We start from the raw sequence: 25,312 nt of genomic DNA, 5'->3' as shown, positions 1-25,312 counted from the left end.
TGACGATCATGGAAAGGAAGTCCGGCATGCCTTCCCGCCGCAAGATCTGGAATCTGCCGCAATCGCAACTGACCGAGGAAGGCGTCTACCGCCAGCGGGGACTCCACCGTCGCGAGTTCCTGGCGGCCGCAGGGCTTTCAGTGGCCGCCGCTGCGGTCGGCTGCCAGGCCAAGGCGACTCCGGAACAGCTCCAGGCGACCAAGACGGAGCCGATTCTCGTTGCGGGGAAATCGGTCTATCCCGCCGAGCGAAACCCGGCGTTCGAGTACGGCCGCCCGGAAACCGATCCGCAGGAAGCGGCGGCGTACACCAATTTCTACGAATTCTCGACGTCGAAGCAGACCTATCTCTACGTCGACAAATTCCAGCCGACGCCGTGGACCGTCGAAATCGATGGCCTCTGCAGTCAGCCGCGCAAGTTCGACCTCGACGATCTGCACCGCGAATTCGCGTTCGAGGAGCGGGCCTACCGGCACCGCTGCGTCGAGACGTGGGCCATGTGCGTCCCTTGGACCGGCTTCCCGCTCAAGGCGCTGCTGGCCGCGGTCTCTCCCAAACCGTCAGCCACGTACGTGCAGTTCGAGACCTTCAACCGCCCCTCCGAGGCCGCGGGCATCAGTCGCGGCTTCGAATTTCCCTGGCCCTACACCGAGGGGCTGACGATCGCCGAAGCGACCAACGACCTCGCATTCATCGCGACCGGTATCTACGGCGAACCGCTCCCCAAGCAGCATGGTGCTCCGGTCCGGCTGGTCGTTCCCTGGAAGTACGGCTTCAAAGGAATCAAGTCGGTTGTTCGGATCACGCTGACCGACAAGCAGCCCGCCACGTTCTGGAACACGGTCGCGCCGCGCGAATACGCCTTCGAAGCCAACGTCGACCCTGACGTCCCGCACCCGCGCTGGAGCCAGGCCCGCGAGCACATGCTGGGCGCCGGAGACTTCTATCCCACCGTCATCTACAACGGCTACGGCGACCTGGTCGGCGGCCTGTATTCGGCGTGAATCGCGTCGAATAGTGCGGGGTGGCCGGGGCAGGAGCGTTTTCGCGATGCCCCGGTCGTCAGCAAGGCCTAAGATCTCGCGCAGAGGCGCCGCGCGGAACGCAGAGATCGCAAAATGAATCGGCGGCAGACTCTTGCCACTTTGCACTTTTCATTTTGCATTTTTCTCTTTGCACTGGAGTCTCCGCGCGGAGAATCCGTTCAAATCCGGTCCAGCGCATCAATCCAACGCGCCAGATCCTCCAGCGCCTCCCCCGACGGATACTTTCCTTCGGTGATGTTCAGCGTCGGCAGCGACACGGGGAACCCCCGCTGCCGCAGGACCTCCGCCGACTGGACCATCCGCTCGTGTGTCGGATCCTTGGACCCGCTCAACAGGTGAAACTGCAGTCGCTGAGCGGGATCGTTTTCCGGCGGCGGAAACGGCAGCGGTGACGCCGAGATCGAGCAGCCCCGCACCAGGTCGCGGTTTTTCATCGAGAACAACCACGCCAGTGGACCGCCGCTCGTGTGCCCGTGCATCACGATGCGGTGCGGATCGATCGTATACTTTTCGCGGACGTGTGCGATCAGGTCCGTGACAAACTCCGCGTCATTCGCCGTCCAGCCGGCGACCTGCTCCGCCTTCGGGCCGAGCAGGATCAGCCCGCGGCGGTCGCAAAGCGACTTCCACTGCTTATACACGTCGGCTTCCATCGTATCCCCGGCGGGGTGCAGCCAGACCACCAGCCCCTGCGGCTGCGCCGGGTTGTAGTCCTCAGGAATGTAGGCCCAGTATTCGCGATTGTGTGCGGCCAGCGTCTCAGTAATCCGCCCCCGTGCCGGACCGTCCTCCGGATAGACCTTCGCCGATTCGAGAACCGGGGCCGCCAGGCTGGCGGGCGTCTGGTCCGGTACATCAATCAGCGTCACCTCGCCGGACTGCTCGGCGTCGCCGGACTTCCAGACCAGCGTGGTCTTTTCGCCGACCCGGACGCGTCCGACGGCATCTAGCAGGGCGTCCGCCGTCGGCGTCTCCTTATCGCCGAACTTGAAAATGCGATCCCGCGGTTTCAGTCCCGCCTGACTCGCCGGACTGTCGGCATAGACAAACCGGACTTCGACGCCGTCGCGGGTTTCTCCGGACTTCAGCCGGGCCGGCAGGATGCCAAGAAACGCCGGCTTGAACGGAGGCAGCTCCCCCACGAGCTTCAAGTCGGCTTTGATCCGTTCCTCTCCGCGGGCCACGGTGACCTGGATCAAATCTCCCGCGTACTTCCGGCCGAGAACGTGCTTGAGCTGCGCCAGCGTTGCGACCGGCTTGCCGTCGGCCTCGACCACATTGTCCCCTGACTTGAAGCCGGCAGCCTCCGCCGGCGACCGGAAACGAACGCGGTCAATCTCAGTTTCGCCACCCGAAGGGCTCTCCCCTTTGAAGGTCACCCCCATCAGACCGGAGAGCAAGTTTTCTCCCGTCTTGAGGCGGTCGAGCACCTGCAGCACGTCCTCCAGCGGCACAGCAAAGCCGATCCCGGAATCATACCACTCGACCCCCGCAGTCTCGCCTGCTTCGTTGGGAGACATGGGGGCCAAGACCCCCAGCACGCGCCCCTGAATGTCGACGAGCGGCCCGCCGTAATTGACCGGAGAGACCTTGGCGTCAGTCTGCAATGCCTTGCCCCAGACCCGCTCCACGGCGCTGACGATGCCGACGGAGACTCCCACCTGGCCCCCCTCAAACGTCCTGCCGAGCGCGAGCGCCCACTCTCCCACGCGGATCGAATCGCGCGGCGCAGCCTGGGGAACCGGCAGATCGACAGCGTCAATCTTCAGCAGCGTCAGCATGCGGGATTTGTCTTCGGCCACCTGGCGGGCCGGAAGCCGCCTGCCATCGGCCAGCGTGACGAGAATCGACGCCGGTTTGGAAACGAAATTGAACGTGCTGGAAATCACCAGCCCATCCGATGACACGATCAACCCGGTCGTCGGTCCGGTGCCGATCAGCAGATTCCCAACCCGCTCCAGACCGCCGACGGTGTCGATCCGGACTACGGAAGCGTCGACGACCGCCGCCGCCTGCCGGAACGCCTCTTCTTCCAGACGCTCCAGGGGAACCTGGGCCGCCGCAGCCGCGACTGACGTCACGACCAACAGGAGTCCGAAGCAGAGTCGAGCCACAGGACTCCTCCATTTGTTACAGACGTTCTGGACGCCCATGCGAGCCAGCCGTCGAAGCGGAGCTGAGGTCACTCGGCCGCCCCCTTTCGCGGCGCCTGCAGCTCAACCGTCACGAGCTGGTCGCCCCGGCGGACCACCAGCTTCAACCGGTCGCCCGCTTCCAGCCGGCCCAGCTCGTCCCGGAGTATGCGGTGCGAAGGGACGAGGGTCTCCCCCACGAACAGCACCAGGTCGTTGGACTTCAGCCCCGCTTTCTCCGCCAGCGATCCGGCAACGACCCGATCGACATACGGCGGAGTCCGGACGACCACGTCGGGGACCATCACCAGCCCGAAATCAATCGCGCTGTAACGCCGAAGTTGAACTTCGGGATCTTCGTCCGACTTCGGCCGACTGCGAAACTTCCCCGTCGAAATCTGCTGAATCATGTCGCTGAGTTCGCCGATTGGCACCACGTAATTGACCCACGTGTTATTCCGACTGTCGCGCAGCTCCTTGCCGAGCATGCCGAGCAACCGGCCGTCCCACGTCGTCAGCACGCCCCCCCCAGCCCCGGGATTGTTCGTAATCGCATCGACGACGTAGACTGGCCCGCTATAGGGCGCCTCGAACACGCCGCGCCGGGCGGTGAGCGTCGTTCGCGAACTGATCACGCCGTGCAACACCGAGACCGCTTCGTTGCCCGAGGCCACCTTGAACACGTTGCTAAAGGCCAGCACCCGCGAGCCGACGCCCGCAGTCGCCGTCTGACTCAAATCAAAATACGGCAGGTTCTCCCCTTCGATCTTCAGCACCGCCAGGTCCAGCGGCGGCTCCGCCCCCACGACTTTCCCTTCAAACCGGCGGCCGTCGTTCAGCACGACCGTCACGCTGTCGGCGTCGAGAATGTGACTCCAGACCGTGGCGATATGCCCCTGCGGCGAGACCAGAAATCCCGTCCCGTACGGATACAGGTTCTTGAGCCCCCCGGCTCCGTAGATCTTGACGACCTTCGGAGCCACGGCGTCGATCGTGTCCGGGAACGACTGCGCCGAGGCGGACGCAGGACACGCCAGCGCCACGAGCAGCCAGGCCAGTCGGATTCGGTCCGCCCGCATCACTTCCCCTGCCCTTCCCCGGCTGGACCGGCGGCTGCCGTCCAGTCGGTGATCAGAAAATCGCCGAAGTCGAGATCGCCGCAGCGGACCGTAAACCGTCGCGGAAATCGTCGCTGTCCGCTCTCGTCCCAGTCCAGTATCCGGACTTCGCAGGGATCTGCGTCCATTTCGAGCGAAGTATCCCACCCCGCCAGCCCGCCATCCGACTTGCGGAAGTACCAGCGAGTGCGGACTCCGGCGTGCGACGAAATCAGCACATCCACGACCTCTCCCCGCCCGTCGAGCGGTTCGCTGCCGAAGTAATAGAATTCGCCGAACGCCTCGCGACCGCCGGACAGCAGCAGACGCAGGTGGTGCCACGCGGCGAGCAGCCCGCCGCTGCCGGGAGGCTCGTCGAGCCAGTCGCTGCCGTCGAGGGGCTGCAGGGCAATCAGCCGCTTCGGATCGGTCGGCTCTCCCAGTTCCATCCCGAGGCCGCTTGTTCCCAGCTTGATGGAAAATGGCAGCCCGGAAGCAGCTTTGCCGCTGAATGCCCAGAGTCCCGATGCCCCCTGCCAGCTCCCCAGCGGCTGCAGCCCCTTGAGCACGCGGTCCTGGTGCTGCTGATTGAAGTAGTAGTTCGCGAAGCCGTCCTTCTCGACGAACAGATTCTTGTACTGGGCCGGCGGCTCGGCCTTCGGCTTTTGCATCGGGTTCATCCGCTGCGGCCGGGGCCGTTTGTCGTCCGGCTTCTCTTTCGGCGGATCGGGATCCGGTTTCTTCGGGTGCGGGTTTTCCGGTTCTTCGGCCTTCCCGGGACGCATTTCGGATTCGCGGTGCAGCGTCCGCAGCTCGACGTAAATCTCCGACTTCCGCCCGTCGCGACGATAGGTCAGCGGCAACGTCCAGCCCTGCGGATAGATCCCCAGGATGTTTTTGAACTGGTTGACGCTGCCGATCGGGCGTCCGCCGAACGATACGATTTCGTCCCCTTCCCGCAATCCCCTGCGAAAAGCCTCCGAGCGCTCCAGGATTCGATCTACCAGCACCGCTCCGCCGTCGCTCGAACGGACGGTCGCTCCCAGTGTGGCATGATCGACGCTCAGCCCCCCGCGCAGGTGGTCGAGAAAGTGCTTAATCTGGTTGATCGAAATCGCATAACCGGCGCCGACATTCACCCGGCCGCGCTTCTCAAAGGAGCCGCGACCGTTGATGCCGATCAGCTCGCCGTCCGCATTGAACAGCGGCCCTCCCGAATTGCCCGGATTGATCGAGGCGTCGACCTGAATACAGTCCGGATACTCCAGAAAATCGCCGGCCGCCGGGTACTGATAGCGATGCACGCCGCTCACAATTCCATAGGTCACCGTCGGGTGGTAGTCCGTCGCCAGCAGGAACGGATTGCCCATCACATAGACCCAGTCCCCTGCACGAACTTTGTCGCTGTCCCCCAGCGGCGCCGTCGGAAAGTCCTCCCGGCCGAGCAGCTTCAACAGCGCCACGTCGCCGGCTCGATCGAATCCCACGATGACCGCGTCGTAGAGCACGCCGTCATTGAGTCCGCACTTCATGAAATTGCCGCAGGCGCTGGTCACGTGGTAGTTGGACAGCGCGTAGCCGTCCGGCGTGATCAGCACCCCCGATCCGCCCCCTCCCCCATCCGGACCAAAGATCGCCACGACCGCCGGCGCAAGCCGGCCGATCATCTCGATCCGCTTCTGCTGTGCCTCCAGGACCGCAGGATCCACCGCACGCACCTCAGACGCCGCCAGAATGACGAGCCCGCTCGCCGCCAGAACCAGCACTCGCCCCAAGTCACTCATCAGCATCAGTCCTGCAGAATCTCGACAACCGACGAACCACTCAACCGAGTCGTTCCACGTGCCACTGGCGGCTCGCCCGACAGTGCGAATCGTGTGATTCTTGATTTGCGTCTTCTGTACGACGGACATACTCGTCCGTCGACTTATTCAGCTTTACCGCAGCCACTTCGGCCACGACGGACACGGATGTCCGTCGTACGGACTGCTTCCTCCGGATTCGTTGCGTGTCACTCTTCTCTGCGCCCTCTGCGTTCCGCTCTGCGACTCTGCGAGAAATGTTTGGCCTTCGCTCACTTCGTCACACGGGCATCCACCAGATGCAGCCGATCGCCGATGTCGTTGTTCTTCCCGAAGTCGACCTTGATCTTCAGCTCGACAACCCCGGTTACATCGAGATCCAGCGGAATCGCGGGTCGCCGGGGATTCTCGACGCCGATTTCCCCCTCGTACAGCGTCTTATCGTCGCCGCTAATCGTCAGCAACACGTTCCCGTGAGCCCGGATTTCGTCGTCGATCCCCGCCAGCGCCACGAATCGGCGATAGTCGCCTCCCAGCCGGTAAGTCAGCGTCGTCAGCGAGTGAATCGCCAGGCCGCGTGGCCACGTCTTGCCGGCGAGCCGCAACGGCTTGCCGTCGAAGTTGCGATTGCGCCGATATGTGAAATTCACCCACGGCTCGTCCCACCAGGAGACGTGCTCAACGTTCCGCGGATCGACTTCGGACAAGTAGAGGACTTTCCCGAGGCTGAAATCCAGCGTCCGGAAAACGCCCGTCTCCGCCTCGAGCGGAATCCCCCCCGGAAGTTCGACGCGCCAGCGCCCGTCGGCCCAGGTGACCTTCCCCGCCGACAGCCGGTCCCCGTCGATCGTGTCGATCGTTGCAGCAATCGTCGGGCGGGGCGCCCCGTCCCGCCGGAAGTAGATCAGCCCGAAGACCCGTTCCCGCTTCACCGGGACCTCTTCGCCATCCAGCACGAAGCGGACGGTCTTGTCGTCGACCGATCCCACGACGCCGTCGAGGTGATCGACCACCTCGGCCTTCTTGATGGCCAGCAGATCCTTCTTGAGCGGACGCTCCAGCAACTGCGTCCAGATGGCGACCGAATTCCCCTCCGCAGCCAGCAGACGCGCGCTGGTGACCCGATCGAGCGGGACCGTCAGCTCTCCGTATCGTGGATGCTCGAAGCGGGCCGATGTGGCGCCGGAGGTGTAGTTCGCCGCCGCCAGTCGCGTTCCATCCGCCAGTCGAACTTCGCCATCGGCGCTCCTGGCAGCCGCCGCGGCGTCCGGTCGGACAGCCAGCAGCTCGGAAACGAGAATCTCTTGAGGTCCCTGTTCGGTCTGCAGCACAAGCTGAGCGTCCGTCAGACTACTCAAGACGCCCCGCAGGGACTCTCCCTTCAGCGTGTCCACGGCGACGACGGGGTCCTCCGCGACAGCGGGGGAACCCGTCAGCAGCAGTCCGAACAGAAGCAGTCCGCGGTTCAACATCGGGCGTCCGCCATTCACTCACCCGCCGGCTTTGCCGGACGGTTGGCCAGTTTTTTGAAGTACGACTCGATCGCCTGCCGGTAATGCGACGGGAAATTGCGGTTGATCAGGTTCTGGGCCTTGGCCTGTTCTTTCTCCGGCAGATCCCCCCACCGGCCCTGCTTGGAGAAATCCTTCTTGTCGACTTCGCCCGGCGCAGTCGTCCCCTTCACCCGGCTGTCGTCGGCGGCGCTGTTGCTTTCGTTGCTGTTGCCGCTTGATCCGCCACCACCGCCGCCCCCCTGCTGCTGCTCGATCTTTTTGATCAGCTCGTCGAGGTCGGCGATGATCCGATCCTGCACCCCCTGCACTTTCTCCCCCGAGCGGCCGAGATCCAGACGCCGCTCCGAGTCCGACATCAGCCGCGCAATCTCGCCCAGCGATTTCTCCTCCAGTTCCGACAGCTCCGCCTGCATCAGAATCGCCGTCTGTCGATAGCGGACCGGGACTCCTTCCGTATGCTTGAGCAACTGGTCGATGGCAGTCAGCGCCGGCTTGACGTCCAGCAGCGCCTGAGCGGCCACCGCACGGTAGAACAACAGGCTCGCGGGATCGACCACCTGCCGCGCATCCGCCGACTGCAGCACCTCCGACGCTTCATCGTACATCAGCCGATCGGCCAGGTAGCGCCCGTAATACAGTCGCAGATTCTGCAGATAGAACTCCTCCAGCCCAGGCCGCTTCAGCACGTCCGCCGATGGAGGCGTCAACGACAGCGCCGGCAACCGGCACTCCTCCAGCAGCCGGGCGGTCGGCTCGTCAAACATCGCAAACGACTGAACCACGACCTCCAGCAGCCGGTCGGCCGAAGTCCCCGGCTCCAGACCCGCCCATAACGCCTTCAGCCGCTCGGACCGGGCTGCATCTTTCGCCGGCTGCTCGGCAACCCACGCCAGGACGTGCAGCCGCGCCTCGTCGACTTCCATCGGGGCCAGGACCACGGTCTCAGCCGCGCAGACCCCGACCGTCGAAGTCAACCCGGCCAGCAGCAGGAGTAGGAATTTCATCGTCGTGTTCCCGGTCTAACGATTCTTGCCGGCCGCAAGGCTGTGTGTGGCTTCCTGAATGCGCGCCTGGCGGAGCGACAGCTTCTGCAGCTCGATCAGGACCTCCTGCTCGGCGGCCTGTTCGCCGTCGACCAGCCGGCCAAGCTGCTTCGTCCGCCGGTTCACGCGGAACTGCAGCGACCGCAACATCTTCAGCTCCGCCAGCGCATCCACCAGCCCCTGTTCCTGTTGCTGCTGTTGTTGCTGCTGTTGCGGCTGCTGTTTCTTGTCCTTCAACTTCTCCAGCTCCTTCTGCAGCGACGCAATCAGCTCCTCCAGCGTCTCCATGATATCACGCTCCATCCCCTGCGTGATCTCCGCCACATCCGTCCGCTCCAGCCGGCGGGCGACCGACCGCATGTCGTCCCTGAGCTGCTCGATCGCTTCCGGGAACGCCACCGACGAGCCTTCTTCTTTCAGCAGCGTCAGCGCCTTGTCGGCCAGCAACGCAATCTCCTCCTCCGAACGTCCCAGCTCGACCGAGCGATTGCGGTGCCGCTCGTTCCGCTGCGACTCCGGCGCCTGGGCCACTCCCAGCGTTCCGTTATAGACCGTCTGCTGCCGGGCCAGCATATCCCGGAAACGGGCCTCCAGGGCGGCCAGCAGCAGCGTCCGTTCCTCTTCGCGAAGCTGTCGCAGAATCTCTTCGAGCTTCTCCTTCGCCTTCGTCAGCTCGGCGATGGCCTCATCCTGCCGGTCTGACGCCTTGTCTTTGTCCTTCTTCTTCAATTCCTCGATCGCCCGCTCCATCCGGTCGCGGGCCTTTTCGATCTCCTGCTTGCCGGAGGTCTGCCGGGCCTGCAACGGATCCTGGGAAGAGTCGTTTTCCTGGGGCTGTGGCTCCCCCTCCTGCGGCTGCTGCTCCGGAGTCTCCCCCTGCGGCTGAGGCTGCGGTTTCTGGCCCGGTTGAGGCTTGCCGGATTGCGACTTCGACGGTTTCGACTCGGAAGGCTTCGATTTTGAGCCGGACTCCGCCGGTTTTGACTCTCCTTCCGCCGGTTTGGATTCCGAAGGTTTGCTCTCTCCCGGCGGCTTCCCCGACTTGTCCATCGGCGATTTCTCTCCGGGCTTAGACTCGCCCGGCTTCGAAGCCTTCTCGCCGGGTTTGTCGCCGGGTTTCTCACCCTCCTTCGGCTTGCCGTCCTCGGTCTTCCCGTCCGGACTCTCCTTGCCGTCGGGAGATTTCTCCCCCTCCGGCATCGGAGGCTGGTCGCCAGGCGGTTTTCCCGCATCCGACTTCTGCTCACCCGACTTCCCCGACTGCCGGTCATTCTTCGCGTTCCGCGAGGCGTCCTGCTCCTTGATCTTGTCGATCAACTTCTGCGTGGCGTCGCCGACCCGCTCCTGCTCCTGCTCGGTGCCTTCACCCAATCGACCGCGCTCGGTCGCCGCCCGCACGTCCTTCTCGCGACCGATCAGCTTGTCGACGTCCTTGATCAACTCCTGTATCCGCTTCTTCTCCGCTTCCAGCTCGTCCTTGCGGTCCTCGCTCTGCAGCAGATCCAGCAGCGCCAGCATGTGCTGCGTCACTGACTCCTGCTGCTCGATCGCGTCGCCGAGCTGCTCCTGCTTGAGCAACTGCACGAGCTGCTGCATCTGGTCGGGAATCCGCGACTCCTTGCTCCGGCCGATCGCCCTGACAAGGAGATCCGCCCGCGTCGGGTCGGTCTTGCGCAGATATTCCGCGAGCTGCAGCAGCGTGTTTTCAAATCGCTGATACCGGAGCGTGAGCGCTTCCTGATCCGAAGCCAGCGGGCGGGCTTCCGTTTCCGCCGGCGCCGCAGCCGGTTCCTGCGCCCGGACTGCCGACAGCGTCATCAGCAGACACAGACCGCCGCAGAGAAGCTGTCGCCAGATCATGAAAATCCTCCCCAGCGGGGTTACGCAGGGCTGCCGTCAAAAATCCGAATTCCGAAACAAATCCCAAACTCAAACGAAGACGAAGACGAAGAGAGGCAACCACGAATGACACGAATCTCCACGAATTTCAAAACGATCTTTCAGAACGACCTGATTGAAGTCGTCCTCTACTTCTCAGTGCCCTGCGTGTCTTCCGTGGTTCATTTTCCGAATTCTTCACTCTTTATCCGTGGCCATTCGTGTGATTCGTGGTTGCCGTCTTCTGTATTCTATTCCAGCGCCCGAAGCGCCGCCTCTTTTCGTTTCTGCCGCGTCTTTTCGATCAGCTCCCGCTCGGCCGCAATGATCGCCTTCAGCGATTCGATCGCTTCGTGGAACGTCTCCAGCTTCCGCATTTCGAGCAGGATCTGTTCCATGTGTTCGATCATCGTCCCCAGCTCCGCGATCGACTCGTCGACCGGTCCCGTCGGATCGGTCCCCTTCTCGTTCGCCAGTCGATACAGCCCGAGGGCCGCGTCAATGGCTGGATAGTCGGTCCGGGTGATCGCTTCCAGCGGCGCCACAATCTTGAAGTCGATCCGGTCGAGCATCTGCGGCGTGTCCGCCGAGTTGTTCACCAGCTCCTCGCGGATCTCTCCGAACGCCTCGTGGACGCCGGCCGTTTCTGTGGCGTTCTTTCGCACGCCATGCAGCGAGCGTTCGGCGCTGCCGATCAGCGATTGCTCCAGCGTCGTGATCTGCGCCTGGTCGGGTGTCGCAGCGGCGCGCAGCGCTTTCAGCTCGTCGATCCGGCCGCGATGCAATATCAGGTCCTTCTGCGTGTCCTTCGTCTCGCTGAGGATCTGCTCGAACCGCCGGCGGAGATTCAACTCCTTGCCGTACAAAATCGACAGCAGCTCCTCGACCGGCACGACGGTGAAGACAAACTTCTGGCTGCGAGTCTCGTGCGGACCATTGATGTCGTCCCCGTCTTTCGCGGCGATCGACAGCGTCAGCCGCTGCTGAATCTGCAGATCGAGCGGCAGCACGTCGAATCGGGCGTACGGCTCCGCTTCGCTCCGCGCAAGCGGAAACTCGCGGACGCCCGCTTCCGGCGGCGTTCCCAGCTCGCGCGGCTTCCACTCGGTCTCCTGATCGATCACGAACTCAAATCGGGCCGACTGCAGGCCGTAGTCGTCGGTGATCAACCCCGCGACCGGAATCCGCGCCTTCCGGGTAATCGAACTCCCGATCCCGCGCAGATTGGCCTCAACGACCGGCGGCTGATCCGCGATTCCGTTGACGGCCAGGCGGATCGGTTCCGTGTTGGCGATTCCGTCGACGTCTTCCAATGTGATCCGCAGCACCGCGTCCGGCGGCAGCGCGATCGGCCGTTCGAGAACCTTGCGGGAATCAGACGCCGCCATAATCTGTTCCGGCAGCCGGTCGTTGGCGTTCTGGGCCAGGACAAATCGCACGCTCCAGATGCGACCGTCTTCGGCAAAGGCATTCGCGGGCAGCTCAGCACGGAACTCTTTCTCTCCGTCCTCGGCCTTCAGCGTGATTTCCGCCGTCGGGTCGAGAATCGCCTTGTCATCCGGCGTCGAACCACCCGCGACGAGCGAAAGCTCGAACCGCCGTCCGCTCACATCCCCGTCGATCCGGACCGACTGCAGCGGCTTGTTGGCAAAGCCGCTCAGCACGAAATCGGTCTCGACCGGAACCGAAACCTGCGAGCCTTCCACCGTCACCTTTGTCCGTATGCCTTCGGCCGAACCGTTGTTAAGACCGGTGTACTCCGGATAACGGCAGGACAGCTCCACGCGATCCAGGCTGGGAGGATCGACCACTTCGGCCACGTACGGTCGAGCGGTGGTGAAGTCCCCCCCCGTGATCCAGATCTCGGCCGAGTCCAGCAATCCCGGCAGCGCGTGCTGGAACGGCTGGTCTCCCAGTCGCGTCAAATAAGCCCGCCCGCTCCCCCGCCCGCCGGCCAGCCGGTAATCGATCCGCACCCGATCGGGCGCCACTTTGCCTTCTGCCACGAGGACCTGCAGCACGAGGTCGGTCCCCCGTGCATGTCGAAGCCGACCGTCGACAAAACTGCGAACGCGATCCCCCGGCGGCGCAATCGCCTGCAGCACCAGCACCGTTTCGCGGTTCCAGTACAGATCCTGCAGCCCCAGATAGCCCCGGGCCCAGCGGTCCATCGCCGAGGCGTTGACCGCCAGCAGTCCCAGGATCGAAACCACCAGTACCGCTGCGGTGATCACCGCCTTGCGGAGCGGACGCTGATTGAAGACTTCGCTCAGGTTGACCTGCTCGGCGGCCCGGGAGGCGTCGCTCATCGTCCGTTCGAGCATCGCCTGCGTGAACGGAGAGCCCAGCTCGCCATAGCTCTCGGCGGCTTCCACCGCGGTAATCAGACGGTCGTCGAGCTGCGGAAACCGGCGTTCGAGCACCAGCGCCAGCGACCGGGGTCGATAGGACCGCAGGAAGCGAAAGACAATTGCCGCCAGACCGGTCGCCGCCAGACCGCATACCGTGCCGACCAGGACCATCGCCCGCAGCCAGCGCGGCGGTTCCAGCTTCATGAGCTGGAACCAGGCCCAGTCGAACAGGAAGCTTCCCCAGAAGATCGCCCCCGCCAGAACCAGCAGCAGCGCCACTCCTTCAATCAGCACGTAACTGCGGATTCTGCTCCGCAGCCGGCTCAGCAGAGCGGCAATTTCCGGCGGCAGCGTTGGTTGCGTTGATGCAGGCATGGCAGTCCGGTCAGGCCAGTTTCAGCAGCTTGCGAATCAGCCACTCGAGGCTCAGCAGGGCCACCAGCAGGTACATCACCCACGAACGGTCCCACAAGGTTCTCAGACGCTCGTCGACGAGGAACGGTTCCCCCTTGCTGGGAAGCAGGCCGGCCAGTTTTGTCGCCGCCTCGTCGATCGTCAGGTAGCTTCCTCCCGTTTCCGCCGCCAGATCGGTCAGCAGCCGGCTGTTCTGGCGGATGTTCTCATCTTCCAGCTTCGGCAGCACCACGGTGATTTCTTCGGTGATCTGGTCCCGGGACTCCGGAACCTCCAGCTCCAGCTTGTACACGCCCGGCAGACTGGCCCGGAAGTCTCCCGTGTATTCGCCCGGACGCGATGCATCCCGCGCCAGCTTCCGGGCCGGCACAAGCGGCCTCCCCGTCGGATCCGTCACGTCCAGCGTGACCGCGTCGCTTTCCAGCGGTTGAAACCGGGCATCCAGCAGCCGCGCCCGGACCCGCGCGGTCTGGCCGAGCACCAGTCGACGATTCTCGGGCAGCAGCATGCCTCGCCGCGTCCCCCGCTTCATCCGCCCCTGCCCCGCCTCGCGGATCGACTTGATCCAGAACCGGTCGTAGTCGTTCTCGTCGATCGCCCGCAGCCGCCACATCTCCGCGCTGCCGAGGTAAAACGTGCGTCCCTGTCCGTAGAACTGCGACGCCATCAAAATCTGCGCCTCCGCCGTCGAACGTGGATCGGCCAGCCGGGCGAGAATCGTCGCCCCGGCTTTCGCCCCGTTCGTCGGGAAGCAGCGATAGAATCCCGGGAAATCCTTCCATCTGGCCACAGACGTTACGGGATTGTCGGTGAGCTGCAGAAAGCCCGCCCGCTGTCCTTCGGGCGTAAACTGAATCGGCCACGGCTGGTCGTGCGGCTGATCGAACTGGGCCGCCGAGATGTACGAGGTCAGCAGCACCGGCGACATCTCCCGCAGCGGACTCAGGTCGTCCGCACCATCGGTCGCGTCCGGGTTCGCCGACTGCGCGAGCTGCGCGGTGTAGACCTCTCCCGCCACCAGCACCAGCCCCCCCGCTTCGTTGAAAACCCACTCGGAGAGCATCTCGCGCGACGCAGCCGGCACCTTCTTCCAGTCCGGATCGAAGGCGATGATCACGTCATACTCGAAGAGCTGCTCCCGGGTCTCCGGGAATGCGAACAGCAGGTTCCGCGACTCCTGGCTCGTGCCCGCTTCCGCGGTCTGCAGGTAAACGTCGACTTCGATCGATTTATGCCGGAACAGCATGTTTCTCACGAACTGATAATCGCGCTGCGGCCCCCCCGCAACCAGCAGCACCCGCGTCGGCCGGTCGAAGACGTTGACCGATACGCTCTGCTGATTGTCCTCGTGGTTGGCCTCGATCTGACCGCCGACCGTCTTCACGCGGACGACGTACTGCACCTTCCCCGCCTGCGTGGGATTCTGCGGGAATTTGACTTCAACCGGCACGCCGTCCTGGCCGAGCGTCGCTTCCTGCTCTTCCACCAGCGCCGGCTCCGCATCGCGGTCCGATTTCGCCAGCAGCTCCACCTGCACGGATTTGCCAACAAACCCCTGGGCCTGCAGGAACGCCGTGATTTCGAAGGGATCCCCGAGTTGCACATCGGTCGGCGTCTGAATGTCCGAAACCGCCAGATTGACCGGCGCCTCGGTGCTCCCCACGCCAATCGTCACCAGCCGCGTCTTGCTCGAGATCGCCCGATCATGAGCCGTCGTCGGATCAATCCCCGCGTTCGACGCTCCGTCCGAAATGACCACGATCCCCGACAGCGTCCGACCGGCGAGCTGCCGGATCAGTTCGTTGAGCGTCTCTCCCAGCCGCGACTCCAGCCCGCGCGGCTCCAACCAATCCGACCAGGTCGCGGCTGGCTCCGGCCCATTAGAGGTGGATGGCGCCATTCCTTCGGGAGGCGTCTCGGGAGTCCAGCCGAAGACCCGCTGCGGACCTTCCAGGGCGGAATCGAAGGTGTAGATGCTGACCTCGTGTTGCTTCCGCAACTCCGCCAGCACCGGCGTCCGCTCGAGCAGATCCTGTACGACGGCAGCCCGCGAAGGCCCCCCTGCCGGCGTTGACGAGCCATCTCCCGTCTTCGCCGGATGACGCATCGAGAGCGAGGTGTCCACCAGGAACGCCACCCGAGACGGATGATATGACAGCTTCTGCGTCCGGTCCTGCGGATTGAGCGCCACCACGAGCAGCCCGCCCAGCACCGCCAGCCGCAGTCCCGACAGCACGACGCGCCAGACGCGGGAGACTTCGACCGTGTCGCGGACGTACCACCAGACCACCCAGGCTGCAACGGCCAGTCCGCCGCCAACCAGCACCAGCCAGCCCAGCGGGCTTTCAGGCCAGTCGAATTCGCGCGCTGTGAGCGTTCCGGCTGTTTCCGCAGCCGCCAGCAGTCCGCCGGTGAACAGGCCTCCCATCATGCCGTTGCGCTCGCCAGGGGAGGATGGAAACTCAATCGATACGCCATCAGTTGTTCCGCAATCAGCAGCACCAGCAGCAGCCACAACAGGCCCCGCCGGATCTCCGAACCCGCCTCTTCCCCCTGCACCCAGTCGAGCCGTCCCGGCTCCTGAATCTGCACCGCCGGGTTGTCCCCCAGCCGCTTTCGCAGATTCGCCGTCGTCGCCAGCGTCAGGTCTCCTTCGCGCGGCGAAACATTGAACGTCATCAGCCGGTCCTCGCTGACCTGACTCTGATTCAACAGCCGCACCGTATAGATCCCCGGCTCGTCCGTATCCCGGAAGACGGCGCTGAGCTGCACCCCGCCGCCGGACCTCGTGACCTTGCTTTCCTCGGGAGCAGCCTGCAGCCGGATTGTCGACTGTCCATCCGCAAGCGGCGCCAGGATCTCCACGGCCTCCAGGTACTTCGCCGGATCGAGTTTAATCTGAATCGGCTCGCCGACCGCCTGCTGTCCCAACCCCCGGTCGCTCTTCGCCACATACTTCAGCAGGTCGAGCTGGAACACGACATAGCTCGGATTCACCGCCCAGTCGTTCCAGTCAGGCTGCGCCGTTGTCAGGCACGCGACCACCTTGCCGCGACCGCGCTGCTGCTCGAAGATCACCGGCTCGCCGGTCCGCAGCCGGGCCAGCGTCGTCACGTGATCTTTTCGTTGCACATCGTCCCGCACCCAGTCGTCCGCGACCGGAAAGAACTTCTTGATCCCCACGCTCTGCAGGAAGGGGTTGTCGTCGCCGGTCAGCACTTGAAAGATCGGATGCTCGGCCACGGCAAGGTCCGGTTCGGACGTCGTCAAATCCGCGGCCAAGTCCCGCGGAGAGGTCCCCAGCCGGACCGGAAACAGTCCCTCACCCTCGCGGTACAGTTCGCTGTTGTAGTACGCCGTCCGCACGGAATCCCCGGTGAACCACACCAGTCCGCCACCGGCAGTGACATAACGGTCCAGCAGGTCCGCGGCGTCCGCGGCCAGCTCGGGCACGTTCACCAGGTAAATCGCCCGGAAGTTCTCCAGCGGCCGTCGCCGCAGCCCGTCCGGATTCTCAATCGTCGTTGAAATCCCTGTGCTCGTCGGATCGGACGCCAGGGCATCGGCGATGTAAGCGGCCCCTTCCCCTGTCGGCGACCCGTCGACAATCAGCACCGGCAGCGACTCGGACACGTCCACCGCCAGATACCGGGCGTTATCCTCGGGCAGCACGTCCGGATCGAGCGAAACCCGCAGCCGGTGCCGGGACGCCGACGCCAGCCGTACGTCGAACTCGTGCTCGACTTCGCTCCGGGGTTCGATCTTATCGAAGACGATATTGATCGGAATCTTCACGCCGTCATCGAAGACCGCTGCGCGGACGTCCCGCACGAGCTGATCCCCCTGATTGCGGAGCTTCACCTTCAGCCGGAGCGGCACGCCCGCGGCGGCAACCTGCACCGCCCCCGTCAGGTCCGTCACCGACAAATTGTTCTGCGACTCGCCAACCGTCTTGACCAGGTTGACCGTCACGTCCTTCGCCGTGATCTCTCCCACGGCTGTCGACAGGGCTTTCTGGTCCTTCCAGTCCCGCTCGCGGAAGTCCGACACCACGTGCAGATGCTGCACCGTCGCCTGTTCCTGCGCCAGGAACCGGCCCGCCGCCTGCAGACCCTCCAGCAGGCTCAGCTCCCGATGCGTGCAGTGAAACGTCTGCGGATCGAGCTTGGTCGCCAGTTCGGCGACGAGCGCCTCGTTGACATCCCGCTCGGAAAAGAACGGCTGATCGGGACGCGACAGCAGCAGCAGCGAAAACCGCTGGGTATCGGGCCGCTGCGCCCCTTCCGACGCCAGTTCGTTGATGATCTTCAGCGCCTCGGCAAACGCCGTCGTTTCGCCCCGGCGTTCCCGCATCGACAGGCTGTCGTCGAGCAGCACCACATGGTGCGACTTGGTCCCGCGGAACAGCGACAACTGACCGGGGTCGAGAATCAGCCGGGCGATCAGCATCACGATCCCCAGTACGATCAATATCCGCAGCAGGAGCAGCAGGAGCTGTTCCAGCAGCAGCCGACGGCGGTTTCGCTGCTCGCTCTGCAGCAGAAATTCCATCGCCGCGAACCGTACCGTCCGGTACCGCATGCGGTTGATGAGATGGATGATGACCGGGGCCGCCAGAAGGGCCATCCCTCCAGCGACAAACGCAGGATTAAAAAAGTGCGATCCCAGCCAGGCATCCATTCTGTCGCTCAGACTCCTTTGCGCGCGGAAAGCATCAAGCGGAATGCCAGACAAATGCCACGTTTGTGTTCTCTGGCCCTCCGCTTTCAGCCCTCCACTTTTCAGCTCGTTCCACGTTTCGACCTCGTTCCCAGGCTCCCGCCTGAAAACGCACTCTTCCGAGTGCTCAGCCTCATCGTCTTCTCCACCTCACTCCTTGACTTCGTCACTCCCTCTCGATTCGCGTTCATTCGTGAAACTCGTGGTTCACTCTTCTCTTCGGCCTTCTCCGCGTCCTCCGCGTCTCCGCGGTAAAACTTCTTCTTGTTTCGGTCGGAACCTGCCAGCATATCACGCCACGCGTGCTATCGCTCTTACGCCGTGTTCCGCATCCCCAGCCGGTGCGTCAGGTAACTCCGCAGCACGGCGTCCAGGTGTTCGCTCGTCCGGATCGTCTGGTAATCAATCATCTGCCGGGCGCACGAATGCCGCATGTCCTCCAGGAACTTCTGCATCGCCGCCAGGTAACCCTCGCGCAACGACCGCGGGTCGCAGATCAGATCCCCCGCTTCTTCCATCCCTTCGAATTTCGTCGTGCCGACGTAGTTGAAATCCAGCTCAGCGTCGTCCAGCACGTGAAAGACCATCACGTCGTGACCGCGCGTCCGGAGCAGCTTCAGTCCCTTCAGCAGCCCCGCCCGATCGGCGAACAGGTCGGAGACCAGCACGATCAGCCCCCGCCGCGACTGCTCGTCCGCAATCTGCCCCAGGATCCGGCCCATGTCCGTCTTTTTCGCCGGGGCCTGGGCGTCGAGCGCTGTCAGAATCCCCTGCAGATGATTCTGCTTGCTGCTCGACGGCACCCGGCTGCGGATTCCCGCGTCAAACGTGACCATGCCCACCGCGTCCTGCTGACGGAGCAGCAGGTACGACAGACTGGCGGCGATCTGGCAGGCGAACTCGTACTTGGAGAGCTTCCCCGACCCGAACTGCATCGACTCGCTCAGGTCGACCAGCAGCGTCGTCCGCAGATTGGTCTCTTCTTCGTACTGCTTGATGTAGTACTTGTCGGTCTTGGACCAGACCTTCCAGTCGATCCGGCGGATATCGTCCCCCGGGACGTATTCGCGGTGCTGGACGAACTCGATCGACTGGCCGAAGTACGGACTGCGGTGCAGACCGGATAGAAACCCCTCGACCACGTTCCGGGCGAGGATCTCCAGCCGTGCGATCCGCGAGACCGCCTCAGGCGGCAAAAATCTTCTGGAGTCTCGGATCACGGGTCAGCTCGCCTTCCTTTGCCGGTGTCGTCTTCAGCAGCTCTTCCACCACGCGATCCGTCGTGATTCCTTCGCTCTCGGCGGAGAAGTTCGTCACGATCCGGTGCCGTAGGACGGGACTCGCCAGCGCCTGCACGTCCTCGGTCGACACGTGCGTCCGACCGTTCAGCAGCGCCCGCGCCTTCGCCCCCAGCAGCAGGAACTGCACCGCCCGCGGCCCGGCCCCCCAGCTCAACCACTCGCTGACGAACTCGGGAATCCCCTCTTCGCCGACGCGCGTCTGCCGGACGAGGGCCAGGGCATAGTCGATTACGTGCTCGGTCACCGGCACCTGGCGGACCAGCTTCTGCAGCTCCACAATCGAAGGACCATCCAGCACCGGCTGGATATCGTCGATCTGGATCGATGTCGTCCGCCGGGCGATTTCGCGCTCTTCGGAAAACGACGGATACTTGACGAACACCTTGAACATGAACCGGTCCTGCTGCGCTTCCGGCAACGAGTAGGTCCCTTCCTGCTCGATCGGATTCTGCGTCGCGAGCACGAAGAACGGGTCGGCCAGCGTGTGCCGCACCTGGCCCACCGTCACCTGCCGCTCCTGCATCGCTTCCAGCAATGCGGCCTGCGTCTTGGGGGGCGTCCGATTGATTTCGTCCGCCAGGACCATGTTGTGGAACAGCGGACCGGGAATGAACCGGAACTCCCGCTTCCCCGTCTCCCGGTTCTCCTGCAGCACTTCCGTCCCGGTAATGTCCGCCGGCATCAGGTCCGGCGTGAACTGAATCCGAGCGAACGTCATCGACAGACACCGGGCCAGCGTGCTGATCATCAGCGTCTTCGCCAGCCCCGGCACCCCTTCCAGCAGGCAGTGCCCCCGGCTGAACAGCGAGATCAGAAGCTGCTCAATCACCTCGTCCTGGCCGACGATGACCTTGGACATCTGTTCGCGGATCGATTGATAAGCCTTTCCCAGCTTGTCGATCGACTCCTGCAATTCGGCAGACGAGACGGTGTCGCTCATGGGGCTCCTGCTCTCCGCGACCGCGGGCCGGTCTCCAGGAATGAAGATTTGCACAAAGTTTAGGCATCCTAACGGCCGAGACCACCACTTGCGACCGTTCCGGGCACCTGCCAAAAAACTATGCAGACGCCGTGCCGCTCCATCGGAGATCCGCGCAAACTCCCGTCAGGCCGGCACGTAAGAAGACAGACGCAGCTCCGCAGGCAACCTCACCCGCCCGCCGACGTCAGTTCCTGCAGCCGGGTCGCCAGCCGGTCCGCCGCGTCCCGATGCTCTCCCGCCACGTCGTGCACGCAGTGGCTGTCATCGGGCTGAACAAACAACTGCAAGGCCGGAGCCGGGTCGCCGTGCGGCTGCAGTGCGATCCAGGTCGGGCTCCAGAGCCCCCGGCTCCCGGCGGCAGTCTGGAACGCGATTTCCGCATCCCCGTAGGGATCATCCAGCAGACTCCGCCAGGTGGTAGCCGCGGCATCCCCGCAGGCCTCGGCGATCGTCCCGGCCAGTCCCGCCAGCGAGACCGGCCGCCGGATCCGCTCCCCGACAAAGTCGCTCCATCCGGGGGCCGCTCCCAACGGACAGACCAGGGCCGGCACCTGCATTCGCTGGAGATCCGCATGCCCCGCCCGCTTCGCCATCGTCCGCCAGGCCGCTCCCTGCAGCGCCGCCACGATCAGCAGCACCGGCCGCTCCGCCGCCCGGGCTTCGAGTTCTGCGACCAGCGTCCCCAGCCAGTGATCCAGCAGCGAAACCGCCCCCGCATAAACGGCAGGATGCAGCGGCCAGTCGGGGCTGTCGAGATCCGGCGCGGGAATCCCCCGCTCGTCGCACTCGTCGACATACAGCGTGGCGAACCCCTCGGGAGGCTCGCACGGGACATCCACCCCGCCGCCATGCAGCCACAGCCGCAACGGCGTAGCACCCGACAGTAGCCGGACGCGGTCGACCCCCGCCTGCATCAGCCGGGCCACAGGAAAGTCGGCCGGAGCGACTTCGCGCCCCGTCCGCCCCGCGACGACCTGCGTCGCCCGGTCGAACCACCGCGAAGCGCCGGCCTCGACAATGATCTCAAACGGCTTGGCCACCGAGCGCCAGGCCAGCGCGGTCTGGACCGATGGCGCGACGCAGCGGTCGAGGGCGATCCCCTCCGCCGCCAGACGGTCGAACGCCGGCGTCTCGATCCATTCGTTGCCGAAGCAGCCCACGGCCCCGACGGCGAGGGTATCCCACGTGACGACGATCACATCCATCCGCGGAATCTTCCTCGGCCTCAAGCCGGCACAGCGCCCGGCGACTTCAGTTCGTGCACTGGGCGTACTGCCGACGCCAGCCGGGATTCCTCAGAATGCGTTCGAGCTGACCTTCGTGCAACTGGTCGAACCAGCTCCCGTCGAACTCGAAGACTTCGTACAGCCGCCGGCAGCGTTCCTGCAGCGAATCCGCGGCCTCAAAGGTTTCGTCCTCTTTGAGATACCGACTGGGGACAATCAGCACCCAGGATCGATCGCCGGTCCGCTCCCAGGTCGGTCGCACCCAGCGATACCCGTCTTCCCTCAGCTCGCTCTGCGTCATCACCCGGCCTCCTTGCCTCGACGTCAGACACCCGGATTCCTCTCCAGGCGATACGGGAGCGGATTATCAGGCGGGACCGCGGCGGGGTCAAGCAGAGTTCGCCGATTCGAGTCGCGAATCGGCAATAAGATGCGGTTGGCGCTCAGCGTCGCAGGAACAGTTGTGCCGGCCGCGCCCGTCCGCCTCCCCGGAGCCGGAAGCGTCAGCGCCCGGAGTCTTCGCCGTAATCACATCAAAACTACAACAATTCCCCAGATTGGGTGGCATGCCCAGAGTCCGCGATGGGCGTGTCATTCAATCAGCCGGTGGCTCGGGTTGGTCGTCTGCGATCGACCGGGGCGGCGCAGCCTTGGGAAGTCTCTCGCGCGACGAATCGGAACTCGCCCCGAAATCCGCCCCTCCCATCAAACCTCCCCCACCGCGCGGCACCGCTCCGCCGCAGTCGGCCAGTCGGCGTCACCCTGCGGCATCCGTGGCAGGAACGCGATCCAAAGGGTTACTTCGAGACGCGAATGACCCGGGCGGAGGCTTCACCGGCGTCAAATGCCTGCTCCAGCGCGGAGCGAGCCGCGGAAATGAGGTCGCCGCGAGGGGTTGGCACGTACTTGCGACTTTTGATGGCTTTTCCAAGATCGAACTCCTGGACTGAAAGTGTTTCCCACAGCGGGGTCAACTTCGGCCATTGAAGAATCGGCGCGAACAGCCCGTCGACCCAGTGCTTCGTGTGCAGGTAGTCCTGGCGCGGAGATCGTGTGTCGTTGAACGTAACCTGGCCGTTGTTGACCTCGAACGTCAATCGATAGTGGCAGCCAACCTCCGCATAGTAGACCTTCTCAACGCGCGTGACCGGCGGGGATGTCATCTCGATCTGCAGTCTCAGGGTGATTCCCGCGGGGAGTGCCGCCGCGGCTGCCGACAGCACTGCGATTCCCGGCGCATCCGGGGCGGCTGTTCCGGTCGGTGTCGGTTCGGGGCGGCCCTCCAGCATCGCCAGGCAGGCATTGCCCTGTCCGCTTTCTGCGTAGATCAGCGCGGTGCGTCCGTATCGATCCGCTTTTTTCGGGTCCGCACCGTGGTCAAGCAGCCAACGGACGGCGTCGGTCCGGCCGAGTTGAACAGCCCGATGCAGGGCCGTTCCGCCTTCTTCGTCGATCGCCGTCTCGAGATTCACCCCGGCGACTGCGAGTTCATCCAGCAGGTCCGGATGGTCCCAGACCTTCGGTGATCCGAGCACAAAGTACCATTGATCCTTCGGCAGCAGTGGCATCAACTTCCGAAACCGCGGCACGTCCATGAACAGGAATTGCCGCCACGCATCCCGCAGTGACTTCGGTCGGACGACCTTCTGCTTCACGACGGCTTCAAGGAGCTCGTCCGACGCCTCGGCGGCCAGAAGATCGACGACCGTCGGTTGAAATTCCCCTCCGGGTTCAATCAGTCTCTCCGCAACATCGCCGCCCCCCGCCGCCCAGGCCAGAAACGCCGGCACATCGTCCTGCCGTATGCACCGCAGCCATTCCGGAATCGCGAATTCCGGTGCAGGTTGGAGCTTTCTCCAGAGATCCGGGAAGCTCGCGCCCGCGATGACCGGGTTGCGAACAATCTCATCGAGAGCGACTTCCAGCGCATCCCCCGTTTCCAGGAGCGGCTCGAGCATCACGTCGGCGTCGAACAGACCAATCTTGCCTGTACGTTTCCCCGACAGAATGAGCGCCAGCGTGGTCGACCGATTGATCGGGTCGAAGGTCCCCTTGCGCAGCAGGGCGATGGGGAGAAGATGTGAAGAAATCCTCGTCCCGTTGCTCAGGTGCAGACAGGCCTCCAGGCTGTCCGGAGTGAACGGCGCGCTGAGTGTTCCGGTCAACGTCAGGAATCGAGCGACGCACCAGTTGTCCTCCATGCCGTCCCGAGTTCGGATGAGGTAGTTCTTCGACGGAACGCCGCCGTTGTACCGCAGCAGGAATTCCCGGTAGTCCGCCGGCAAAGCAATCTTGAATGTCGACTCGAATCGCAGAATGTCCTCAGCCCTCAACGGCGTTCCCGAGTCAGCCATTGTGACATCACCCGGCTCAAACTCCGCCCCCGCCTCCTGCGAACCGGCGTCAAAGTCGATCTCGCACTCCAGCTCCTGTCCGTGTTCCTGGTCCCACTCAACGGACAGGTACGCCGTCAGAGTGAAGCCCCGGCCCTCGGGATCCGCAGTCGAGAGCATCAGCGAGCCAGACTCGACGTGCCGCAGGATTCCGGCGTCGCTCGGTTCGCCGTCGTCATCAAGGTCGTAGTCCTCCAGTTCGGACTCATCCATCTGTCCCTGGTAGTTCTCGCGAAACGAGTCGAGCGTCTGCTGCCGCCACTCGTCCTGCAGACGGGGAAACTCCGCCCGCAGCCGCTCGACCGCCTGAAGGCCGGCGCGAATTGCGGTTTTGGACTTGGCGATGACGTCGACCGTGAGGTCGAACGTCGTCCAATCGCATTTCAGTCCGCGCGGCGAACTCCATTCCAGCGTCGTCGATTTGCGCTTCGATTCGGCGGAAAAGTCGCCGATCTCCTCCGCTGCGCGACGGAGCGCAGCGTCGCCAATGACATCGGGGGAAACGAAATCGGCGTACTGGGCTTCGAATCCCTGGAGCTTCGGCCAGAAGGCCAGAAGCTGACTGCTGCGGTCCTCCTCGGCGACCCGGCGGAGTTCCAGCGATTTCTCGCGGAACAGTCGCAGGAGTTGCTTCAGATGCTGGGCCGCCTTCTTCTCCTTCCCCTCCGTCTTCTGTTGAGTGATCTTGGGGATCTTCTCCATGATCTTGGTCAGCGTTTCGATCGCGTCGGCCTGCGTCTGATGCGACACCCAGCGAGCTCGCATGGCGTCGAGTTCCCGCATTCGCCGTTCGACCGTATATCCCGCCTCAAGCCGCGGATCGCCGTGGCGGTCGACGTCGGCCTGGAGCGCCTCGCGATGCCGTTGTGCAAACTGCTCCAGCAGGTCCCGAACTCGCTTTCGATCTTCGGTCTGTTGCGCTGGAGCAGCGGACGGGCTCTCGGAATCGTCCGGATTCGGGTTTCCTCTTCGGCCAGGCAGCACCTGGCCCAGCGACTTGCGCAGCGAGGCGACCATATCGAATGCATTCACCGACTTCGCGAGCGCGTCGATGTCGGGCGCTCCTCCCTCCCACATGCTCTGGAGGGCCTCGAACGGAGAGTTGCTGCGCGATGAACCGACGGCCTCGGCCAGGCCGTTGGCCCCGATCTCGCGCAGCGCCGCGACGGTCCGCTCGACTCGTTCGGTCTTACCAGGGCCGAACTCATAGACCCGATAGGTCCGCCAGTCGTCGACGTCGAGAGCGGGATTAGCATCGTCGAGAAAATCGCTGACGATTGCGACGGTCAGCCCGGCGGGGGAAAGGGCTTTGCCATAGACCCGGTAACGATCGACGTGCGACAGATTCGCCAGGTAGAGGCCCGACAACCCGCACCACTCCGCATAATTCTCAGCCGCATTCAGCATGTGACGC

At 64.1% G+C, this 25,312-nt stretch carries 15 protein-coding genes; 1 reads left to right on the top strand and 14 read right to left on the bottom strand.

Features of this window, described 5'->3' with window-relative positions:
• Window positions 1-26: 26 nt before the first annotated feature.
• Window positions 27-1,004, top strand: a complete 978-nt coding sequence (gene msrP, locus SH412_RS13335; RefSeq protein ID WP_336524009.1) for a protein-methionine-sulfoxide reductase catalytic subunit MsrP — start codon at window positions 27-29, stop codon at window positions 1,002-1,004.
• A 200-nt stretch (window positions 1,005-1,204) separates the two neighbouring features.
• Here the strand turns inward: msrP and SH412_RS13330 are convergent, their stop codons facing one another.
• The 14 genes from SH412_RS13330 to SH412_RS13265 all read right to left on the bottom strand — a co-directional run bounded on the left by SH412_RS13330 (window position 1,205) and on the right by SH412_RS13265 (window position 25,305).
• Window positions 1,205-3,160, bottom strand: a complete 1,956-nt coding sequence (locus SH412_RS13330) for a PDZ domain-containing protein (RefSeq protein WP_336524008.1) — start codon at window positions 3,158-3,160, stop codon at window positions 1,205-1,207.
• A gap of 68 nt (window positions 3,161-3,228) precedes the next feature.
• The gene (locus SH412_RS13325) at window positions 3,229-4,257 is read right to left on the bottom strand and encodes a S1C family serine protease (protein ID WP_336524007.1); all 1,029 of its coding nucleotides are present in this window, start codon (window positions 4,255-4,257) and stop codon (window positions 3,229-3,231) included.
• Window positions 4,257-6,059 (bottom strand): S1C family serine protease, encoded by a 1,803-nt coding sequence (locus SH412_RS13320; protein ID WP_336524006.1) that lies wholly within the window; start codon window positions 6,057-6,059, stop codon window positions 4,257-4,259. The genes SH412_RS13325 and SH412_RS13320 overlap by 1 nt, the downstream gene beginning before the upstream one ends.
• 290 nt (window positions 6,060-6,349) lie before the next feature.
• Window positions 6,350-7,549 carry an NPCBM/NEW2 domain-containing protein gene (locus SH412_RS13315; protein WP_336524005.1) on the bottom strand — a complete coding sequence of 400 codons (1,200 nt, stop codon included), beginning with the start codon at window positions 7,547-7,549 and terminating at the stop codon, window positions 6,350-6,352.
• Between the two features lie 14 nt (window positions 7,550-7,563).
• A complete protein-coding gene (locus tag SH412_RS13310; RefSeq protein WP_336524004.1) occupies window positions 7,564-8,595 on the bottom strand; it encodes a hypothetical protein in 1,032 nt (343 codons plus the stop codon).
• A gap of 15 nt (window positions 8,596-8,610) precedes the next feature.
• Window positions 8,611-10,494, bottom strand: coding sequence for a hypothetical protein (locus tag SH412_RS13305; RefSeq protein ID WP_336524003.1), 1,884 nt, complete (start codon window positions 10,492-10,494; stop codon window positions 8,611-8,613).
• Window positions 10,495-10,763: 269 nt separating this feature from the next.
• A complete protein-coding gene (locus SH412_RS13300; protein WP_336524002.1) occupies window positions 10,764-13,238 on the bottom strand; it encodes a hypothetical protein in 2,475 nt (824 codons plus the stop codon).
• A 10-nt stretch (window positions 13,239-13,248) separates the two neighbouring features.
• A complete protein-coding gene (locus SH412_RS13295) occupies window positions 13,249-15,708 on the bottom strand; it encodes a hypothetical protein (protein ID WP_336524001.1) in 2,460 nt (819 codons plus the stop codon).
• A complete protein-coding gene (locus SH412_RS13290; protein WP_336524000.1) occupies window positions 15,705-17,957 on the bottom strand; it encodes a BatA domain-containing protein in 2,253 nt (750 codons plus the stop codon). Before SH412_RS13290 ends, SH412_RS13295 begins: the two co-directional genes overlap by 4 nt.
• 353 nt (window positions 17,958-18,310) lie before the next feature.
• The gene (locus SH412_RS13285) at window positions 18,311-19,192 is read right to left on the bottom strand and encodes a DUF58 domain-containing protein (RefSeq protein ID WP_336523999.1); all 882 of its coding nucleotides are present in this window, start codon (window positions 19,190-19,192) and stop codon (window positions 18,311-18,313) included.
• Window positions 19,182-20,237: an AAA family ATPase gene (locus SH412_RS13280; protein ID WP_336523998.1), complete on the bottom strand. Its 1,056-nt coding sequence runs from the start codon at window positions 20,235-20,237 to the stop codon at window positions 19,182-19,184. The genes SH412_RS13285 and SH412_RS13280 overlap by 11 nt, the downstream gene beginning before the upstream one ends.
• 209 nt (window positions 20,238-20,446) lie before the next feature.
• On the bottom strand, window positions 20,447-21,484 hold the full coding sequence (locus tag SH412_RS13275) for an alkaline phosphatase family protein (protein ID WP_336523997.1): 1,038 nt from the start codon (window positions 21,482-21,484) through the stop codon (window positions 20,447-20,449).
• A 46-nt stretch (window positions 21,485-21,530) separates the two neighbouring features.
• Window positions 21,531-21,806: a hypothetical protein gene (locus SH412_RS13270; RefSeq protein WP_336523996.1), complete on the bottom strand. Its 276-nt coding sequence runs from the start codon at window positions 21,804-21,806 to the stop codon at window positions 21,531-21,533.
• Between the two features lie 496 nt (window positions 21,807-22,302).
• Window positions 22,303-25,305, bottom strand: a complete 3,003-nt coding sequence (locus tag SH412_RS13265) for an ankyrin repeat domain-containing protein (protein WP_336523995.1) — start codon at window positions 25,303-25,305, stop codon at window positions 22,303-22,305.
• Between the last annotated feature and the right edge of the window lie 7 nt (window positions 25,306-25,312).

Source organism: Planctellipticum variicoloris (assembly GCF_030622045.1).
Classification (GTDB): Bacteria; Planctomycetota; Planctomycetia; order Planctomycetales; family Planctomycetaceae; genus Planctellipticum; species Planctellipticum variicoloris.
Note: the sequence above shows the minus strand (reverse complement) of the source record. Positions and strands in the feature narration are given on the sequence as shown.

Excerpts from the sequence above, each read along its gene's own strand:
- msrP (WP_336524009.1), top strand. The coding sequence starts at position 27 with ATGCCTTCCCGCCGCAAGATCTGGAATCTGCCGCAATCGCAACTGACC.
- SH412_RS13325 (WP_336524007.1), bottom strand. The coding sequence starts at position 4,257 with ATGCGGGCGGACCGAATCCGACTGGCCTGGCTGCTCGTGGCGCTGGCG.
- SH412_RS13320 (WP_336524006.1), bottom strand. The coding sequence starts at position 6,059 with ATGAGTGACTTGGGGCGAGTGCTGGTTCTGGCGGCGAGCGGGCTCGTC.
- SH412_RS13315 (WP_336524005.1), bottom strand. The coding sequence starts at position 7,549 with ATGTTGAACCGCGGACTGCTTCTGTTCGGACTGCTGCTGACGGGTTCC.
- SH412_RS13310 (WP_336524004.1), bottom strand. The coding sequence starts at position 8,595 with ATGAAATTCCTACTCCTGCTGCTGGCCGGGTTGACTTCGACGGTCGGG.
- SH412_RS13305 (WP_336524003.1), bottom strand. The coding sequence starts at position 10,494 with ATGATCTGGCGACAGCTTCTCTGCGGCGGTCTGTGTCTGCTGATGACG.
- SH412_RS13300 (WP_336524002.1), bottom strand. The coding sequence starts at position 13,238 with ATGCCTGCATCAACGCAACCAACGCTGCCGCCGGAAATTGCCGCTCTG.
- SH412_RS13295 (WP_336524001.1), bottom strand. The coding sequence starts at position 15,708 with ATGATGGGAGGCCTGTTCACCGGCGGACTGCTGGCGGCTGCGGAAACA.
- SH412_RS13290 (WP_336524000.1), bottom strand. The coding sequence starts at position 17,957 with ATGGATGCCTGGCTGGGATCGCACTTTTTTAATCCTGCGTTTGTCGCT.
- SH412_RS13280 (WP_336523998.1), bottom strand. The coding sequence starts at position 20,237 with ATGAGCGACACCGTCTCGTCTGCCGAATTGCAGGAGTCGATCGACAAG.
- SH412_RS13275 (WP_336523997.1), bottom strand. The coding sequence starts at position 21,484 with ATGGATGTGATCGTCGTCACGTGGGATACCCTCGCCGTCGGGGCCGTG.
- SH412_RS13270 (WP_336523996.1), bottom strand. The coding sequence starts at position 21,806 with ATGACGCAGAGCGAGCTGAGGGAAGACGGGTATCGCTGGGTGCGACCG.
- SH412_RS13265 (WP_336523995.1), bottom strand. The coding sequence starts at position 25,305 with ATGCTGAATGCGGCTGAGAATTATGCGGAGTGGTGCGGGTTGTCGGGC.